General features: G+C 63.4%; 17 protein-coding genes. 11 read left to right on the top strand and 6 right to left on the bottom strand.

Annotation, left to right across the window (positions count from 1 at the left end):
• Positions 1 to 2 precede the first annotated feature (2 nt).
• From ABH924_RS01900 to ABH924_RS01885, 4 genes are all read left to right on the top strand, one after another.
• A complete protein-coding gene (locus ABH924_RS01900; protein ID WP_234748544.1) occupies positions 3 to 674 on the top strand; it encodes a response regulator transcription factor in 672 nt (223 codons plus the stop codon).
• Positions 671 to 1,963: a sensor histidine kinase gene (locus tag ABH924_RS01895; protein WP_404496458.1), complete on the top strand. Its 1,293-nt coding sequence runs from the start codon at positions 671 to 673 to the stop codon at positions 1,961 to 1,963. The genes ABH924_RS01900 and ABH924_RS01895 overlap by 4 nt, the downstream gene beginning before the upstream one ends.
• 164 nt (positions 1,964 to 2,127) lie before the next feature.
• Positions 2,128 to 3,438 carry a ferric reductase-like transmembrane domain-containing protein gene (locus tag ABH924_RS01890; RefSeq protein ID WP_404496456.1) on the top strand — a complete coding sequence of 437 codons (1,311 nt, stop codon included), beginning with the start codon at positions 2,128 to 2,130 and terminating at the stop codon, positions 3,436 to 3,438.
• On the top strand, positions 3,435 to 3,932 hold the full coding sequence (locus tag ABH924_RS01885; protein ID WP_404496454.1) for an FMN-binding protein: 498 nt from the start codon (positions 3,435 to 3,437) through the stop codon (positions 3,930 to 3,932). Before ABH924_RS01890 ends, ABH924_RS01885 begins: the two co-directional genes overlap by 4 nt.
• Positions 3,933 to 4,272: 340 nt before the next feature.
• Here the strand turns inward: ABH924_RS01885 and ABH924_RS01880 are convergent, their stop codons facing one another.
• The 4 genes from ABH924_RS01880 to ABH924_RS01865 form a co-directional block, all read right to left on the bottom strand.
• Positions 4,273 to 5,370 (bottom strand): YihY/virulence factor BrkB family protein, encoded by a 1,098-nt coding sequence (locus ABH924_RS01880; protein WP_404496452.1) that lies wholly within the window; start codon positions 5,368 to 5,370, stop codon positions 4,273 to 4,275.
• Between the two features lie 80 nt (positions 5,371 to 5,450).
• Entirely contained in the window at positions 5,451 to 6,026 is a 576-nt protein-coding gene (locus tag ABH924_RS01875; RefSeq protein WP_404496450.1) for a DUF3618 domain-containing protein, read from the bottom strand.
• A complete protein-coding gene (locus ABH924_RS01870; RefSeq protein ID WP_404496448.1) occupies positions 6,023 to 6,448 on the bottom strand; it encodes a phage holin family protein in 426 nt (141 codons plus the stop codon). Before ABH924_RS01870 ends, ABH924_RS01875 begins: the two co-directional genes overlap by 4 nt.
• Positions 6,445 to 7,191, bottom strand: coding sequence for a hypothetical protein (locus ABH924_RS01865; RefSeq protein ID WP_404496446.1), 747 nt, complete (start codon positions 7,189 to 7,191; stop codon positions 6,445 to 6,447). The genes ABH924_RS01870 and ABH924_RS01865 overlap by 4 nt, the downstream gene beginning before the upstream one ends.
• A 546-nt stretch (positions 7,192 to 7,737) precedes the next feature.
• Here ABH924_RS01865 and ABH924_RS01860 point away from each other — a divergent pair.
• Positions 7,738 to 8,382, top strand: coding sequence for an NADPH-dependent F420 reductase (locus tag ABH924_RS01860; protein ID WP_234748524.1), 645 nt, complete (start codon positions 7,738 to 7,740; stop codon positions 8,380 to 8,382).
• Between the two features lie 12 nt (positions 8,383 to 8,394).
• Here ABH924_RS01860 and ABH924_RS01855 read toward each other — a convergent pair whose 3' ends face one another.
• Together ABH924_RS01855 and ABH924_RS01850 are read right to left on the bottom strand one after the other, a co-directional pair.
• Complete coding sequence (locus tag ABH924_RS01855; RefSeq protein WP_404496566.1) at positions 8,395 to 9,840, bottom strand: SLC13 family permease; 1,446 nt, start codon at positions 9,838 to 9,840, stop codon at positions 8,395 to 8,397.
• Between the two features lie 62 nt (positions 9,841 to 9,902).
• On the bottom strand, positions 9,903 to 10,466 hold the full coding sequence (locus tag ABH924_RS01850) for a gluconokinase (protein ID WP_234748521.1): 564 nt from the start codon (positions 10,464 to 10,466) through the stop codon (positions 9,903 to 9,905).
• Positions 10,467 to 10,865: 399 nt separating this feature from the next.
• Between ABH924_RS01850 and ABH924_RS01845 the strand changes: the two genes are divergently transcribed.
• The 6 genes from ABH924_RS01845 (at position 10,866) to uxaC (ending at position 17,510) form a co-directional block, all read left to right on the top strand.
• Complete coding sequence (locus ABH924_RS01845; RefSeq protein WP_404496444.1) at positions 10,866 to 11,711, top strand: sugar phosphate isomerase/epimerase family protein; 846 nt, start codon at positions 10,866 to 10,868, stop codon at positions 11,709 to 11,711.
• A gap of 42 nt (positions 11,712 to 11,753) precedes the next feature.
• A complete protein-coding gene (locus tag ABH924_RS01840) occupies positions 11,754 to 12,761 on the top strand; it encodes a Gfo/Idh/MocA family protein (protein ID WP_404496442.1) in 1,008 nt (335 codons plus the stop codon).
• A gap of 39 nt (positions 12,762 to 12,800) precedes the next feature.
• Entirely contained in the window at positions 12,801 to 13,661 is an 861-nt protein-coding gene (locus tag ABH924_RS01835) for a sugar phosphate isomerase/epimerase family protein (protein WP_404496440.1), read from the top strand.
• A gap of 24 nt (positions 13,662 to 13,685) precedes the next feature.
• Positions 13,686 to 14,852, top strand: coding sequence for a Gfo/Idh/MocA family protein (locus ABH924_RS01830; RefSeq protein WP_404496439.1), 1,167 nt, complete (start codon positions 13,686 to 13,688; stop codon positions 14,850 to 14,852).
• Between the two features lie 115 nt (positions 14,853 to 14,967).
• Entirely contained in the window at positions 14,968 to 16,014 is a 1,047-nt protein-coding gene (locus tag ABH924_RS01825; protein ID WP_404496437.1) for a LacI family DNA-binding transcriptional regulator, read from the top strand.
• A gap of 89 nt (positions 16,015 to 16,103) precedes the next feature.
• Positions 16,104 to 17,510, top strand: coding sequence for a glucuronate isomerase (gene uxaC, locus ABH924_RS01820; protein ID WP_404496435.1), 1,407 nt, complete (start codon positions 16,104 to 16,106; stop codon positions 17,508 to 17,510).
• Positions 17,511 to 17,557 lie beyond the last annotated feature (47 nt).

Below are 17,557 nucleotides of genomic sequence, written 5' to 3'. Positions count from 1 at the left end.
CTATGAATGAGATGAAGCCGCGCATTCTTCTGGTCGAGGATGACGTGGAGCTTCGGGCGATGCTGCAGGAGTTGCTGGTTGGCGAGGGCTACGAAGTATCCAGCGCTTCAGATGGACAGAAAGGCCTCCACCTCGCCCTGACCGGGGAATTCGACGTCCTGGTTCTGGACCGGGGCCTTCCGGTCATGGACGGGTTGAACCTGTTGACGAAACTGCGCAGGGAGGGCGTCGAGACGGCCGCGCTCATACTCTCCGCATTGGGCAATCCTGCAGACAGGGTCGAGGGGCTCGACGCGGGCGCGGAGGACTACCTGTCGAAGCCTTTCGACGTCGATGAACTTCTGGCCCGCTTGCGTGCCTTACGACGCCGGCATATCACCACCGCGACGACCCTGCGGATCACCGGTGGGCATTTTGACCTCGAATCGCGCAGCGTGACCCGGTCTGATGGTTCCGTCGTCGTCTTGTCCGAACGGGAGAGCGCCTTGCTGGAGGAGCTGGCACGCTGGCCGAACCGGGTATTCGGGCGTGGCGAGATTCTTGAATATGTCTTTCCGAACGCCGAAGAGGCAGGAGTGGTCGACACGTATGTCCACTACCTCCGGCGGAAGCTGGGACGGGGGAGCGTGCGGACGGTCCACGGGGTCGGCTACCGGATCGGCACGCTCGCATGAAGGGTCAAGCCGAGGACGAGCTGCAGCGGTCCTCCTGGCGGCTGGCCCTACAGACCGGCGCTTTGCTGGTGCTGCTTTTGGTGGCGATAGCCGGATCGGTGCTGTTGATTGTCAGCACGAGCCAGGCCACCGCAGCCCAACGCCTTCTGACCACCGCCACCGAACACGTAGATTCGATCGTCGACGCCCCCGCCGGAACCTGGCTGGCGATCTCCAACCAAGGCGTCTTGACTGTGTCCCCCGGGATGCCGTCTGGGCTGCCGGATCTGAAGGCTATCGATGCTGTCGCCGCCAACGGAGTCGCCGCCCAGGAGGACGTTTCGATAGCGGGCCGCCCGTACACCGTCCGTACGGCGGATTCCGGAGGCCGGGTAGTCCAAGCGGTGTTCGATCGTCACGAGAATCTCGAGGAACTGAACCGGTTGGGCGTTGCCCTGCTGCTGACCTGCGGCGGAGCCGTGGTGTTGGCGAGCCTTCTAGCGGTGTGGTTGGCGCGGCGCACCATGCGGCCCATGGCCGAGGCTCTCGACCGGCAACGGCGATTCGTCGCGGATGCAAGCCATGAACTGCGCACGCCGCTGACCCTGCTGAGTATGCGGGCGCAAATGCTGCGGCGCCGCGTGGCATCCTCTCGATTGCAGGAGCCGCCGGCAAACATCGAGGCGGACGTAGACGCCATGATCGAGGATTCGCGCTCACTGACTCGTCTGCTCGAAGACCTGCTCATCTCGGCGGATTCACGGAGGGTCGAGCTCACGGACGTCGACGTCGTGGCGCTGGCGGACGACGTCGTCCAGTCGTTTTCGGTCTCCGCCGCGCATCGCGGCGTCACGATTGAACGAACCGGAATAGCCGGACCGCTGGCGATCACTGCCGCGCCGACGGCGCTGCGCAGGCTTTTCGTGGCGTTGCTGGACAACGCCGTCCGTTTCGCCCGGGGACGGGTGGACGTGGGCGTAACTACAGACTCGAGGACTCTGGTCATCACGGTGCGCGATGACGGGCCCGGTTTTGCCGACGACGTCAAACCGCGGGCCTTCGAGCGGTTAGCAACCGCGCGGCCAGCCGACGCCGAACCGGAGGCCGGCGCCGCCCCGCGCCACTACGGTCTAGGCCTCGCCCTCGTGGCGGAAGCGGCCGCGCAACACGGAGGCCGGGTGGAAATCGGCACGCAACCCTCCGGCGCGGTCATCGTGGTGCATCTGCCGATCCGACGAAACCCCGGGAACTCTCCAGCAGCCGGTTCCTTCTTTCGTGCCTTGGTCTCCAGGCTTCGAAGAATGTTCTAAGAACCCGAACCTAGCATTGCGAGCATGAGCAGACCATGGGCCACCGCGGGACGGACTAGATGACGGCCCGGGCTGGAGCAACGGGCCGGACGGCCAGCCAGCGGCGGATGCCACAACGGGCCCGTTATTTGCGCCGGGCTCGTTTGGCGGACTTGTTGGAAACGATGGTCTGGTTGTCGGTGGCGCTCGTCCTGGCACTGTTTCTGGCAGACAGCGGACTGGTGGAATTCAAAACCGTCCCGGGCGCCTTTACCGCCGTCGGCATCATCGCCGGACTCGTGGGGACCGACCTGATGCTGATCCAACTCCTCCTGGCAGCACGGCTCCCGGTCATTGACCGGGCATTTGGCCACGACCGGGCTTTGCTGGTCCACCAGCGGATGGGCAAGCCCGTCTTTTACCTCATTTCTTCACATGTGCTGCTGCTTTGGACCGGCTACGCGCTGACGGCGCGATTGAACGTGTTTGCAGAAATATGGGACATGTTCACCTCGCTGCCGGACATGAAAGTCGCATACCTTGGGTATGCGCTCCTGGCGGTCGTCGTGATCACCTCACTGGTTCTTGTCCGGCGGAAGCTTTCCTACGAGGCGTGGCACGTTGTCCACTTCCTCGCATACGTCGCCGTGCTCGCCGCCCTACCGCACCAGTTCAGCACCGGGCAATTGTTCGCGGACGGAACCTGGGCGCGTTACTACTGGCTGACGCTCTACTTCGGAGTGGCGGCGGCGCTGCTCGTCTATCGGTTCATCATTCCCGTGTTCCGGACTCTGCGCCACGACCTTCGGGTCAGCAATATCGTCACGGAGGCGCCCGGGGTGTACTCCATCGAGATGACCGGACGTTCACTAGCTGACCTGCGGGTCCGTGGCGGCCAATTCTTCATCTGGCGCTTCTGGTCGCGCGGGCTATGGTGGCACGCCCACCCCTTCTCGCTCTCGGCGGCCCCGGGGATCCTTCGCCTCAAAGTCACCGTTCGTGAGCTGGGAGGCGGAACCGCCGAATTGAGTGCACTCCCGATCGGCACCAGGGTAAGCATCGAAGGACCTTACGGACTCTTCACGGACCGGGCCCGCACCACCCGGCGTGCGGTCGCTGTCGCGGCCGGCATCGGAATTACGCCCATCATCTCTTTGCTTGAGCAGGGCGACTTCGCTCCCGGCGAGATGACGGTGATCGTTCGGGCGCCGGACGAGAAGGGCCTCTACCTTTACCGCGAGCTCCAGAAACTGTGCACCAAGAAATCTGCAACGCTCTACGTCCTGCTGGGGCGCCGGCCGAAGAGGGGCCTCGACAGCTGGCTGCCGGCCCGCGAGGCTAGCCACCGGATGAGCCTGTCCACGATCGTCCCCCATGTCCGGGACGCCGACGTGTTCGTGTGCGGGCCACGCGACTGGACCGACCTGGTAGTCGAGGACGCAAAACGGGCAGGCGTACCCCGGTTCCGGATCCACTACGAAAGGTTCAGCTGGTGAGAGCCCGCAGCGCCATACTGGCCGGCCTCGCTTCCGCCGCCGTCCTCGTGATCGGATGGCATGCCGGAAACCAAGCTGATTCCGTATCCGGCGGCACCACAACGAAGGCGGCCAATCCGCCGTCGGGCGCCGGAACGCTCTCCGGACCGAACAGCCCGACGGCGGCCGGTACCAGCGCCGGTCCTCCGGGACCGGCCGCTCCCGGTGCGAAAGACGGAACCTTCGACGGCAGCCAGATCCAGACCCGGTATGGCACGGTGCAGGTCCAGGCCGTGATATCCGGCGGCAAGATCACCGACGTCGTGCCGCTGCAGCTTACCGACGTCGGGTCGCTGTCCGGCGAAATAGACCAGCAGGCCGTGCCGATGCTCAAATCCGAGGTGCTGTCGAGCCAATCATCCAATGTGGACACAGTGGGAGGTGCAACCTACACGAGCGAGGGCTACCTTAGCTCGTTGCAGGCCGCACTCGACGCAGCGAACTTCAAGGGATAGCAGGCGGCGCCCTCTGAGCGATCCTTACGGGAACCGGTCACGTGCTCGGATGAGAAGATAAGCATACTGATGGTTTGTGTAGAATGGCTGCCGGTTTTACGTTGTAGAACGATGGGCCGGCTCGGCCAACCGGGATACTGGACAGGAGTCTGCGTCATGAACGACGTTCATGGGTCGATTAACGTCAACGTTCCGGTTCGCCTGGCTTATGAACAGTGGATGCGGTTTGAGGAATTCCCGCTTTTCATGAGCGGGGCAGAGTCCGTGACAAGGGTCGATAACGTTCGTCTCCGGTTCAAAACGGTTGTCGGCGGGGCGCCCCACGAATACGATGCGTGGATCATCGCCCGCGAAGCGGAGTCAAGGGATTGGCCCGCGCGCGAGGCCGGGGCGCGCTAAGCCTCTCGCCGTCGACGATTTCTTCTTCTTCGTGTTTCACGAGTTTCTCGCTGCGCTTGGTTCCGCGGGGTGGGAGCTGGATGGTTTCTTCGGCGTCGATTCCTGCCTGCAGTTCCCGCCCGCGTTCCATTTCGGCGTCGAACTCTGCGCCGAACAGGAGGGACATGTTCAATATCCATAACCACAGGAGCATCACGATGGCGCCGCCTATTGCACCGTAGGTCTTGTTGTAGTTGCTGAAGTTGGCCACGTAGAAGCCGAAGCCCAGCGATGCCAGGATGAATGCCAGCAAAGCGATGAAGGAGCCGATGCTCATCCAACGGAACCGCGGCTGCTTTACGTTAGGGGTGGCGTAATACAGGACCGCGATGATCAAGACCACCAGCAGGATGACGACGGGCCATTTCACGATGCTCCAGACCGTCAGGAGGTCTCCGCCAAGGTTGACTGCCCTGCCCGCGGCGTCGGCGACGGGTCCGCTGAGCACGAGCATGCCGGCGATCAGGGCCACGAGCATCACCGCGAACACGGTGACGCCGAGCATGGTTGCCCGGAGTTTGATGAATCCGCGCCCTTCGTCCACTTCGTAGACGCGGTTCATGGCCCTGCTGAAGGCTCCCACGTATCCGGACGCCGACCACAGGGCAGCGACGAGACCGAGTACCAGGGCGAAACCGGCTGATGTCGAGGTGGTGAGCTCTTCAATGGGCTGGCGGATGGTGTCGATGGTGGGTCCCGGGGCGATGCCTTGGATGAGGTCCAGGAGGGCGGACGTGCTCTTTCCTGCCTGCCCGAAAATACCGAGCAGGGAGACGAGCGCAAGCAGGGCAGGGAAAAGGGAAAGCACCGCGTAGTAGGTCAGCCCCGCGGCGGCATCCGGGCACTGATCCTTGCCGAACTCTCGGAAGGTCCTCTTGACTATGTAGGTCCAGGTTGGCTTGGCGATGTCGGTGGGTCTGTCCGGTTTTCGGTCATCATCCGCATCCGGGGCTGTTGCTGCCTTGGCCTCGCTGCTTTCGCTGGGATTTTTCGTCGTCATGGATGTCCCTCATTCCAAAGCGGGCTGGAGGCGTGTTGGCCTTCTAGAAGTGTTAGCCGGACAGCACGCCTCCGTCTGGATCATGCGGGCTGGATCCTGTCCTTGGCCGCTGCGGTGCTGTCCGTTACGTCGGAGACGGCCGTCTGGGATTCTTCCTTGACGTTTTCGACTGCCTCAGAGGCCGCAGACTTCACGTTCTCCAGCGCTTCCTGGGCTGGCTCCTGGAGATCCTGGGCCACGTCCTGAGCTGCCGCGGCAAGTTCGGTGGTCAGGGGTTCGGCCGCTTCCTTCAGGGCCGCGGCTGTCTCCTTTTCCTTCTCACTTGCCGGGATCAGGGAAGCCACCAGGAGCCCGGCCCCGAAGGCGATCAGCCCGGCAGCCAACGGGTTGCCTTGCGTTTTGCCGGCCAGACGGTGGGGCACGTCCCCGATCGCCGCACCGGCGTCGTCGATCGCTGATCGTCCGCCATCTGCCAGCTCATCAGCCGTGCCCATGACGTTCTCCTTCACGCGGAAGACGGCATCCTTGACTTTTTCGGTTTGGCGTCGGACAACGTGCGATGGCGTCACCTTATCCGCCACTGCGTCTACGTTGGTGCCAAGGCGCCGCCGGGTTTCCTCAATCTCGGAACGGATATCATCCGGATTTTCACTCATCGTTGCTCCTCGCGTGGTTTGAGTGTTTCTGGGATTTCCTGGATTGTTTCGGCCGTCTGGGGCATGCCTTTGACGGCTTTGAGTTCCTTGCGGCCTATCGATGCCATGGCTGCCGCCACGATCGCCCAGAGAACGGCCACGACGACGGCGGACCAGCCCAAGCCCATCAGCTCGCCTAGTGCGTACCAAAGGGCGAGGGAGAGGAAGAGGAGGACGAAATGCCCGGCAACACCGGCGCCTGCCAGCATTCCGGCGCCCTTGCCGGCCTGCGCCGCGGACTGCTTCAGTTCAGCTTTGGCCAGCTCCACTTCCTGGCGCATCAGCGTGGAAATATCCCGCGTGACCTCGCCCAGAAGGTCTCCCAACGATGTCGATTCCGCTTTGGCTTGTGCGGGCGTCGGCGGGATTTGGCTCTCGGTCATCGCGACTCACCGCTGGTGGGGTCGACGTCTGGCCAGGGATCGGCTTCCGGCTCGGTGACCGGTGTGGGCTGAGGCAGGGTGCCCGGCGTGCCGGTGGATTCAACGGTCCTGTCGACCGGGAGGGTGCCGGTGTTCGAGTATCCAGCAGTCGTAGTGGTTGGGCCGGGGAGCTGGACCGGGGGAGGGGGCACTGTCATCCCTGGCCCGGGGACGAAAGGCCGGGCTTCGTCGTGGGCTGGCTGGATCGGGCCCCGCCCGGTGGCCGTTCCTCGTGAGGAGCCGTCAGCGCCGGCGCTCAGTCCGCGGCTCAAGCGGCCGGCCAGGACGCCTGCTCCGGCGGCCAAGAGAAGAAACGCCCCAGGACGCTGCCGCGCGAAAGTCTTCACTTCGTCCAGAAGGGACCCGGGATCCCGGTCCTCGAGCCACGTCGCCACGGATGAAGACCGTTCGGCGGCTTGCCGCACCAAATCCGTTGCGACGCCGGGTTGCTCCGAGGCGGTGGCCATGGATTGCAGTTCTTCCGAGATGGATCGAAGGCCTGCGGCGACTTTTTGCTGCTGCTTTCCGGCCTGGTCCGTGAGGTCCAGCCTGGCCTGGTCCAGCAGGTCCCTTGCGCTCGAGTTCACTTCAGAGGCAACGTTCGCGACTTCGGATTTCGCGGTTTCGACGACGTTCTTCGCAGAGTCCCCGGCCTGCGCGGCCACGTTCCCTGCTTCGTCCTTGATGGTTTCCGTCGTCGGCATGCCGCTGTTCTGAGTAGGCGGCGGGGGAACTTGCGTACCCGCTGGTTGCTCGGTGACCGGCGGGGGCGTGTAATTCCCGTCCCATTGGTTCTCTGTCATCTTCGCTCTCTTTCCAAGAAGGTCGGCTGCGGATCAAGAACCAGAAATACTGGCAGTTAAGATAGTAAGCATGCTTACCATCTGAGCGGAACCCCCGACCGGACGATACTTCCTGTGGCGACTATCCCGACGCGTTGTCGGTGGGTGCGCCTGGGGTTGTCCGGCCGCGGGGCTCCCGGCCACGGCCATGACGCGACTCCGGGGGACGCATCCGCGTGCGGTCCTGACCGTCCGGCCCCTAGGGCGCGGCAGAATATGGTAAGTGTACTTACTGAAATGACTGCCCGACGATAAGCACCCTATGTTGCCATTATCACCACGCGTACTATCAGGACAGGGCACTTTGGCGAAGTGGGAGCCTGGTTTGTCCCGCCTCTTGAGTGGCCCAATCTCACGACAAATAGTCCATTAGGCCAATGGCTCTATCACCGTAATCTGGAGGTTGACGTGACAACTGCAATTATTGGAATCGGCAACATCGGGTCCAGTGTCGCCCGCCATCTTGTTCAGGGCGGCGAGCCGGTCGTCTTGGCGGCCCGCGATCAATCCCATGCCGAATCGTTGGCCGCTGAGCTGGGTGAGTTGGCAAATTCGGCGAGTGTCGCCGATGCCGTGTCACAAGCGGACGCCGTCCTGATGGCCGTGTGGCTGGACACTGAGAAGGAACTCATCTCCCAATTGTCCGAGGCGCTGGTCGGCAAGGTGGTAATCGACCCGACCAACCCGATCGGGCCTGATGGCCGCGGCGGATATACCACGACGCTGCCGGAGGGCCAATCGTCAGCCTCGATCGTGGCTAGTCTGCTCCCTGACGGCGTGCATTTCGTGAAGGCCTTCGGCACATTGGGTGCCGACGCGCTGGGTTCGGCAGCCAACCGGCCATCCGGGCGGGCAGTTCTGTTTTACGCAACCGACGACGACGCGGCGGCCGCAACGGTGGAGAGGCTCATTAGTGCCGCTGGATTTGATCCGGTCAAGGCCGGAGGAATCGAGGCGGCCGGCAGGCTCGAGCTGATGCGAGGCGACCTTCACCAGAATGGCGGGCTTGGTGGAAGGCTTTTGACCGCCGACGAGGCGCGTGCCGCCCTGTAGGGCCGGTCCTGACTAGACGAAAACGGACAGCAGCAGTGTAAATCCGAATCCCACGACCGAAATTATGGTTTCCATGACCGACCAGGTCTTGATTGTTTGCCCAACTGTCAGCCCGAAGTATTCCTTGACCAGCCAGAAGCCGGCGTCGTTGACATGGGAGAAGAACAGCGATCCGGCACCGATGGCGAGTACAACCAGCGCTAGCTGAGCCGGCGACAATCCGGTTGCGAGGGGTGCGATGATGCCGGCGGCCGTCACCGTAGCAACAGTCGCCGAGCCGGTGGCGAGGCGAATCAGCACGGCGATGATCCACCCCAGCACCAGGGCAGACAGACTGGCAGCTACCGCGATCTTGGCGATCGCGGTTCCGGTACCGCCGTCGACGAGTACTTGCTTGAAGCCGCCGCCCGCGCCGACGATGAGCATGACCCCGACAATCGGCAACAGGCTCTCGCCGATCTTCTTCGTCAGGGTGGAGGCGGAGAAGCCCACCCTTGTACCGAAAGTCACCATTGCCAGAAGCACCGCCACGAGCAGCGCAAAGACCGGATCACCGATGAAGTCCAGCAAGGGCCGGAGCGCGGCGCTCTTGTCCATCCAAATGTCTGCCCCGGCTTTGATCAGCATGAGCACCAGCGGCGACAGCAGGGTCACCAGGGTCCAGGCGAAGGACGGGCTGCGTGTGGCTTGCGGATCCTGTGCCTTACCAGCGGGCGCGTCGCCGCGCGAACTGGCGGCTTTTGCGCCAGGGCCTTGCGAGCTGTCCGGATGGGTGGTCTCGCCGGCTCCGACGGTGACGGCCAGGCCAGCGCCTGCGGCTCCGATCGGCACGATCCGTGCGGCGAGACGGCCAAAGAGGGGACCTGCGATGATGACGGTTGGAATCGCTATAAGCAGGCCAAAGGCAAGAGTCACACCGACATTGGCGTGCAGGATGCCGATTGCGGCCAACGGGCCCGGGTGCGGTGGGATGAACCCATGGAGCACCGACAAGCCGGCCAGGGCCGGAATCCCAAGACGCATCGCCGGGCCCTTGGAACGGTGCACGGCGAGCATCACGACAGGTATGAGTAGCACGAGCCCGATCTCGAAAAACATGGGGATGCCGATGATGCCGGCGATGAGCGCCATCTTCCACGGCAGCGTTGCGGGCCGGCCATGGAGAAGCGTGTCCACGATCTTGTCCGCACCGCCGGAATCCGCCAACAGTTTGCCCAGCATCGCGCCCAATGCGATGAGCACGCCGACGTAGCCCAGCACGCCGCCCACGCCGTTTTCGTAGGACGTGGTCACCTTGTCCAAGGCGATACCCGAGGCAATGCCGACGAAGAGGGCGCCGATGCTCAAGGCCAGGAAAGCATGCATCTTTGCCCAGACGATCAGCAAGACGACTATCGCGATGCCGATGGCCGCCACCACAAGTACTTGGGTGTCGTGGCCGGTCCACGGTTGATGCATCGCGTCGGTGGTGGCGTCGGTGGCGACCCCTGCGAAGGGCCTGTTGAGGATGGAGATTCCGTTCATGGTTCTCGTCCTGTTCCGCTCGGCCGCAGGCCGAACTTGTCCATGATTTGCTGGGCAATCACCGCTGGACCCGGACCAACGTCGATCCGGATTCCCGGCTCACCCGGGGACAGTTCCTCAAGGTCCGCGAACTGACTCCCCAACATACTGGCGGGCATGAAATGGCCGTGCCGTTCGGCCAGCCGTGCGCTGATAGTCTCGGGCGTCCCGGACAGAAAAACGAAGACGACACCTGAACCCCGGCGATTAATGATGTTTCTGTAAGACCGTTTGAGCGCCGAACAAGTAATGACGCCGTTTTCCCCATGATCCAGCCTCCGGTCGACCCACTCGGCAACCTTCTCCAGCCAGGGATATCTGTCCTCATCCGTGAGCGGATGTCCCGCTGCCATCTTGTCGATGTTTGTTTGGGGATGCAAGGCATCGCCTTCTTCGAAGGCCCAGCCAAGCCGGCCCGCAAGGAGGGCGGCAACTGTGGACTTGCCGGAACCGGAAACGCCCATGACAACCAGCACAACCGGTTCGTCCAGAAGGGGCGCCGCCAAGTCCATGGGGTCCATGGAGCCCATCTTGGCAGCACCTGGACCTCAGTGCCATAGCGAAGCGCAGCGGATTTCCCCGCCGAGACGGAGGGGGCACCGGCCTGACGGCGGCTCAGTCCGAGCCCTTTCCGATCGCGGACAGGAGCGGCAATTCTCGAATGGCAGCGGAGGTGACAATCCAGCAAGCTGAAATCACGACGCCGGAGCTCGCAACGGCGAGTACGGCGCGGCGCTCGCGAAACAAACCAGGCGTCCCGTTTTGAGTCCCGTTGACGCGCCGACGTATGTTGCCGATATTTGGCAATCGGTTGTCAATCCGGCGCGTGGCTGACTAGACTCGAGGCGAACGCACGCCCGCGAACTGCCACTTGGCGCCATATGCCGCCGGGCGGGCGAACGGATCCAAAGGAGATTTCCGTGACTGAAACCAATGCCGTGTGGAGCCTGTCCGGTTTCGGCGACGAAATAGATCCCGATCCCGCGGTCCAGGCCTCCGTACTGCAAGCCCTCGGTGCCAGCCATATCGAAGTGCGCAGCGCGTGGGGCACCAATGTCTCTGAACTCGAGCCGGAAGAGGTCGAGCGGCTCAAGGCGATCCTGGACGAGAAGGGCCTGAAGGTTTCCGCGGTCGCGAGCCCCATCGGCAAGATTGACGTCAGTGTTCCCGTGGAACACGAGCTCGCCCGGATGCGCCAGATCATTTCGGTGGCTAAGGGCCTCGATACTAAATACATCCGCATCTTCTCCTTCTACCGGGCCGAAGGGCAGAGCCACGAGGACATCCGCGACTCAGTCATGGAGCGCCTGACCGCACTCACGAACGAGGCGGCCGCGTCCGGCGTCGTCCTCCTGCACGAAAACGAAAAGGGCATCTACGGCGACACGCCCGAGCGGGTCCTGGACATCATGGAGACCGTCGATTCACCCGCGCTGCGCGTTGCCTGGGACAGCGCCAACTTTGTCCAGGTGGGCGTCAAGCCGCACACGGAGGGTTATGCCGTACTGCGCCCTTACCTGGAGTACTTCCAGATCAAGGATGCAGTCGCCGGGACGGGTCAAGTAGTGCCTGCCGGTGAAGGCGACGGCGAACTGGACGCCACCATCGCCGCGCTCAAGGCCGACGGCTTTGCCGGCTTCGCATCGCTGGAACCGCACCTTGCAAGCACCCACGAACTGGGCGGATTCTCCGGACCCGTAGCCTTCGGCGCTGCGGCGCGCGCGTTTGCGGCACTCGCAGCCAAGAACGGTGTTGCCCTCGCCTGAGGGCCTGTAGGTTCAAAGGAAAACATCTTTCGAGGGAGAAGAATGCCTACAGCAGCAGTCATCGGTTGCGGCGATGTATCGAGCGTGCACTTCGGAGCGATCGCCAAGATGGACGACGTTGAACTCGCGGCAGTCTGTGACACCGACGCCGGACGCCTCCAGGCGGCAACGGCCGCCTATGGCGTGGCGGGGTACGCGGACTACCTGGAGATGCTCGATGCGGTGAGGCCCGACGTCGTGCATGTCTGCACACCGCACCACCTGCATGCCTCGCTGGCTGCGGACTGCCTTGAACGCGGCGTCAGCGTGATTGTCGAGAAGCCGCTCGCCCACACTCTTGAAGAGGGACGCCGGCTGGTCGAGGCGGCCGAACGGAGCACGGCGAAGATCGCCGTATGTTTCCAAAACCGCTACAACGCGACGTCGCAGGCCATGCGGAGACTGCTCGACGACGGCGGGCTGGGTCAGGTTCTGGGCGCCTCGGCAACCGTGATGTGGCACCGCACGGCCGAGTACTACCGGGACAGGCCGTGGCGCGGGACCTGGGCTGAGGGAGGCGGCGGCCTGATGATGAACCAGGCCATCCACACGGTGGACCTGCTCCAGTGGCTGGTAGGTGACGTGACCAAAGTGGAGGGCCACGCCTCCACCCGCTCGCTCGGCGGCGTGATCGAGGTGGAGGATACGGCGGAATTCATCGCCGGCCACGCCAATGGTGCCACCAGCGTCTTCTATGCCACCCTGGCCAACGCAACTAACGCACCGGTGACGCTGGACATCGTGACCGAAAAGGCCACGCTCAGCCTCCGGGGCGACCTTATTGTCAGCTACGCCGACGGCGCCGTGGAAACCATCCCGGAACGTGCCTTGGAATCGGGTGGGCGTGCGTATTGGGGCGTATCCCACGAACTCCTGATCAAGGACTTTTACGCCAAGCTCGGGGAACCTGATCCATTCTGGATCAGCCCCGCGGAAGCTGAAAAGTCACTGAGGATCGTCAAAGACATCTATGCCCAGACCTACCCGGAGATCTCCGGGCAGGTGGGCTAACCACGCGGCCCATGAGGGCCCGGAACTACGGAGGACAAAGTGGCCAAAATCGGCGTACAGGCAATGATGCTGAAGGGCAGCTTTGCCGAAGCCGGCGCGTTTGAAACGCTCCGCAAGGTCAGCGCGATCGGATACAACGCCGTCGAGATCTCCCAGATCCCGATGACCCCGGAAAACGTTGCCCAACTGGACCGCTCCCGCAGCGAACTGGGTATGGACATCGCGGCGCTTTCGGTCGCCATGGAGACGCCCAAGGGCATGCCGGGCGACTCCCTCGAGGACCACTTCGACAAGATCGTTGACGACGCAAAGCGACTGGACACGCACCTGCTGCGGATTGGCATGATGCCGTTCCCGGCCATGAAGTCGATCGACGCCGTGGTGGACTTCGCGAAGCAAGCCAACGAATACGCCGAAAACCTCCGGGAACACGGCATCGGCCTGTACTACCACAACCACCACATCGAGTTCGCGAAGTTCGACGGCAAGTACATGCTGGACATCATTGCCGAAAACTCTCCGGCCATGGGCATGGAGATCGACGTGCACTGGGTGCAGCGCGGCGGCCTGGACCCTGTCCGGACCCTGGCCAAGTACGCCGGACGCACTGCCATGGTGCACCTGAAGGACTACCGGATCGGCGAATTGCCGGAGCAGGCGTTCGGGCTCCTGGAAACGGGGGACATCGCCGGATTCATGGCCGAGTTCAAGAACGTGGTCCAGTTCGCTGAAGTGGGGGAAGGCAACCTTGACTTCCCGTCCATCATTCCCGCGGCCCAGGCCGCCGGCGCGGAGTACTTGCTCGTAGAGCAAGACGAGCTCTACGGCCGCACGGTGTGGGAAGCGCTGCAGACTTCCTACGACAACCTGGTGGCCATGGGCCACGCAGACCTCTTCTAATCCCACAACAACGGAGATCCACTCATGAGCAAGAAAGTACGCCTTGGCATCATCGGCCTGGGCCAGCAGGGCGGCACGTACGCCAAGTTCATCACTGACGGAATGGTTCCGAACATGGTGATCGGCGCTATCTGCGACACCGATCCTGCAAAGAAGGAACTGGCCGCCTCCCGGTACCCTGAGGCGCCTTTCTACGACGACTACATCGCCATGCTTGAAAGCGGCGACGTCGATGCGATCGTCACGTGCGTGCCCCACTACCTGCACCCGGAAATGGGTATCGAATCGCTCAAGCGCAATATCCACGCCCTCGTGGAGAAGCCCGCCGGTGTCTACACCAAGCAGGTCAAGGAGCTCAATGAGTTCGCGGCCTCCAAGCCTGAGCTTTCCTTCGGCATCATGTTCAACCAGCGCAACAACCCGCTCTACAAGAAGCTCAAGGAGATCGTCGACAACGGCGAGATCGGGGCCATCCGCCGCACCAACTGGATCATCACCAACTGGTGGCGTCCGCAGGGCTACTACAACTCCAGCGAATGGCGCGCCACGTGGGGCGGCGAAGGCGGCGGTGTCCTGGTCAACCAGGCACCCCACCAGCTTGACCTGTGGCAATGGATCTGCGGCGTACCGAAGTCCGTCTACTCCAAGGTGGCGTACGGATTCCGCCGGGACATCGCCGTCGAAGACGAGGTCACCGCCGTCGTGGACTACGGTAACGGCGCCACCGGCGTCTTCGTCACGGCCACGCACGACCTCGTGGGCACGGACCGCTTCGAGATCCTGGGCGACCAGGGCAAGATCGTGGTGGAAAACAGCAAGACCGCCACGGTCACCCGCCTGGTCAAGCCCGAGCGCGAACTCAGCGACGGCATGGACATGGACGATGTCCGCAAGCTCTTCATGGGCGAGTTGAAGGCCGAGGACTACTACACCACCGAGGTCATCGAGTTCGAGTCGGCCTGGGGCGGACAGCACGCCGGGGTCCTGGAGAACTTCGCGGCCAACATTCTGGACGGAACTCCGTTGTTGGCACCCGGATCGGACGGCATCAAAGGCGTCCGACTGGCGAATGCCATCCACCTGTCGAGTTGGACCGGCAGGGAGGTCTCCCTGGACTTCGACGAGGAGGAGTACATGCGCGAACTCAACAAGCGCATCAGCGAGGAAGGCAAGTTCGCCGAGCGCTCGTAGTTCGCGGGGCACCCCCAGCAGCGCACGCAGCGGGGCACTTAAGCAGGGCGGTCGCCGGCCGAATGGTTTGGCAACCGTCCCGCTTTTTGTTGCCAAGCCAGATTACGATGGAGCAGTGACTGAAGCGACGAATTCCGGAGCAGCAACTTTCCCTGCCAAGCGTGGACGCGCGGAGAGATCCTCGCCCACCATTTACGACATCGCGAAGCTGGCGGGAGTCAACCCATCTACGGTTTCGCGCGCGCTGAGCAAGCCAGGCAGGGTCAGTGCCAAGACCCAGAAGATCATCGAGGATGCCGCCGAGCAGCTGAAGTACCAGGTGAACCCCTTCGCACGGGCACTTCCCACCGGCCGTACCCAGACGATCGGACTGATCGTCGCGGATATCACCAACCCGACGTTCTTCGACATTATCCGCGGTGCGGAAACCACGGGGTCCGGCCGGGACTACACCCTGGTGCTGGCCGAGTCCGCAGAGTCACCCGAAACTGAACTGATCGCGGCCCGCAGGATGTTGAGTTCGGTGGACGGCCTCATTTTGGCGAGTCCGCGCATGGACGACGAAAAGATCCTGGACTTGGCTGCGGACAAGCCGGTGGTCGTGATCAATCGCGAAATAGATGGAGTGCCATGCGTGGTCCCGGACGTCAACACGGGGATTAGCCAGGCGGTGCGGAGCCTTGCCGCCAACGGCCACCGGGAGCTCGCTTATGTCGCGGGGCCGCCGCAGTCCTGGATGTCGCGCCGCCGCTGGGAAGGCGTCCAAGCCGCCTGCGATTGGTACAAGGTGGGGGCGGTCCGCTTGGAATCCTCCAAGCCAACCGTCGACGGCGGCCGCCAAATAGCGCGCGACGTCCTGGCGAGCGGTGCGACGGCGGTGATCACCTATAACGATCTCCTCGCCATAGGCCTCATGCAGGAGCTTCAGGCCGCCGGCATGCACGTTCCGGACCAGATCAGCATTGTGGGCTTTGACGACATCTTCGGGGCAGACTTCACGACGCCGGCGCTTACTACCGTGAGGTCGCCGTTGGGGGAGTGCGGTTCCCGCGCTGCCACCCTCCTGCTGGACATGTTGCTAGGCCACGATTGGCCCGCGGGAGCAGTTCGCGTGGATACGGAGCTCGTGGTGCGCGGCTCCAGCGGACGGCTGATTGCCTAGATTCAAGCCATCCCCGGGAGCAGTTGCAACGGGATGGCAACAGATGGCAACCGGTTGACAGATTGATTTTTCCGGCTGAAAATTGACCTATGTCACAGTCGATCGCAGTCAATCCTGACCGGCTCCTGCCCGCGGATCCCGGGACGCGCAGCATTGCGCGCTCGCTTCTGGAGCGCGTCCAGGACCTGCCCGTCATCTCTCCGCACGGCCACGTTGACGCCGCCGTCATCGAGCGCAACACCCCGTTCCCTGATCCGGCCGCGCTCCTGGTCAGCCCGGACCACTACGTCACCCGGCTGATCCACGCCAGCGGAGTCCCCATGGGCAAGCTGCTCTCGGGAGGCGCCAACCCCTCCGAATCGCGGGAGATCTGGCGGACTTTCGTCCAGTCCTGGCCCCTCTTCGAAGGCACTGCCTCCGGGTACTGGCTGCGCACGCAGTTCGAAAGTGTGTTCAAGCTCGGCGCGGACCTTGGCGAGATGTCTGCCGACGCCAGCTACGACGTCATTGCCGCCAAGCTCGTCGAGCCCGACTTCCGTCCCCGCCAGCTCTTCAAGGACTTCAACATCGAGGTCCTGGCCACCACGGACGATCCCCTGGACAGCCTGGCCAGCCACAAGGCCATCGCAGAGGACCCCTCCTTCAACGGCCGGGTGCTGCCGACCTTCCGTCCGGATGCCTACCTGAACATCGCCCACCCGGCGTGGAGTGCCAACGTCGAGCGGCTCATCGAAACCGCCGGCGATGGCGCTACCGGCTACACCGGCTACATCACGGCCCTGGAAAACCGGCGTCGCTATTTCGTGGACCATGGCGCGGTCTCCGCGGACCACGGCGTCCTCACCCCGGCAACGCTCAAGCTGGACCGGAGCGAAGCCGAGCGGATCTTCGAGCTTGCGCGTGCCGGCAAGGCCACGGCCGAGGACCGCAACACTTTCGAAGCCCACATGATGTACCAGATGGCCAGGATGTCCGTCGAAGACGGCCTGGTCATGACCATCCACCCGGGTTCGTTCCGCAACCACCACCAGCCCACCTTCGAGGCCTATGGTGCGGACACCGGACACGACATCCCGTTCGCCACCAACTACACCGAAGCCATCCGGCCCCTGCTCCAGGACTTCGGCACGGCCAAGGACTTCCACTTGGTGCTGTTCACCCTGGACGAGACGGTGTTTTCCCGCGAACTGGCGCCGCTGGCAGGGTTCTATCCCTCCGTGTACCTCGGCGCACCGTGGTGGTTCCTCGATGCACCGGATGCGATGCTGCGCTTCCGCTCCGCCGTCACCGAAACCACGGGCTTCTCCCGGTCGTCGGGTTTCATCGACGACACCCGCGCGTTCTGCTCCATCCCGGCCCGGCACGACGCCTCCCGCCGGATCGAAGCATCCTTCCTCGCCCGCCTCGTCGCCGAGCATCGTGTCAGCGAAGACCGCGCCCACGAAATCATCGTCGACGTCGTCGACTCCTCACCCCGAAGGGTCTTCAAGCTGTGACCAACGAACCCGAGCAGGCCGCGGATCTTCCCCGCTTGAGCCGTGCC

The sequence above is a fragment of the Arthrobacter sp. GAS37 genome (assembly GCF_044908325.1).
Classification (GTDB): domain Bacteria; phylum Actinomycetota; class Actinomycetes; order Actinomycetales; family Micrococcaceae; genus Arthrobacter; species Arthrobacter ramosus.
The sequence above is the reverse complement of the archived record's forward strand: the minus strand, read 5'-3'. Positions and strand labels throughout refer to the sequence as shown.

Coding starts and splice junctions, on each gene's coding strand:
- ABH924_RS01900 (WP_234748544.1), top strand. CDS start 3: ATGAATGAGATGAAGCCGCGCATTCTTCTGGTCGAGGATGACGTGGAG.
- ABH924_RS01895 (WP_404496458.1), top strand. CDS start 671: ATGAAGGGTCAAGCCGAGGACGAGCTGCAGCGGTCCTCCTGGCGGCTG.
- ABH924_RS01890 (WP_404496456.1), top strand. CDS start 2,128: ATGGTCTGGTTGTCGGTGGCGCTCGTCCTGGCACTGTTTCTGGCAGAC.
- ABH924_RS01880 (WP_404496452.1), bottom strand. CDS start 5,370: ATGACGACGAAAAATCCCAGCGAAAGCAGCGAGGCCAAGGCAGCAACA.
- ABH924_RS01875 (WP_404496450.1), bottom strand. CDS start 6,026: ATGAGTGAAAATCCGGATGATATCCGTTCCGAGATTGAGGAAACCCGG.
- ABH924_RS01870 (WP_404496448.1), bottom strand. CDS start 6,448: ATGACCGAGAGCCAAATCCCGCCGACGCCCGCACAAGCCAAAGCGGAA.
- ABH924_RS01865 (WP_404496446.1), bottom strand. CDS start 7,191: ATGCCGACGACGGAAACCATCAAGGACGAAGCAGGGAACGTGGCCGCG.
- ABH924_RS01855 (WP_404496566.1), bottom strand. CDS start 9,840: ATGCATCAACCGTGGACCGGCCACGACACCCAAGTACTTGTGGTGGCG.
- ABH924_RS01850 (WP_234748521.1), bottom strand. CDS start 10,466: ATGGACCCCATGGACTTGGCGGCGCCCCTTCTGGACGAACCGGTTGTG.
- ABH924_RS01840 (WP_404496442.1), top strand. CDS start 11,754: ATGCCTACAGCAGCAGTCATCGGTTGCGGCGATGTATCGAGCGTGCAC.
- ABH924_RS01830 (WP_404496439.1), top strand. CDS start 13,686: ATGAGCAAGAAAGTACGCCTTGGCATCATCGGCCTGGGCCAGCAGGGC.
- uxaC (WP_404496435.1), top strand. CDS start 16,104: ATGTCACAGTCGATCGCAGTCAATCCTGACCGGCTCCTGCCCGCGGAT.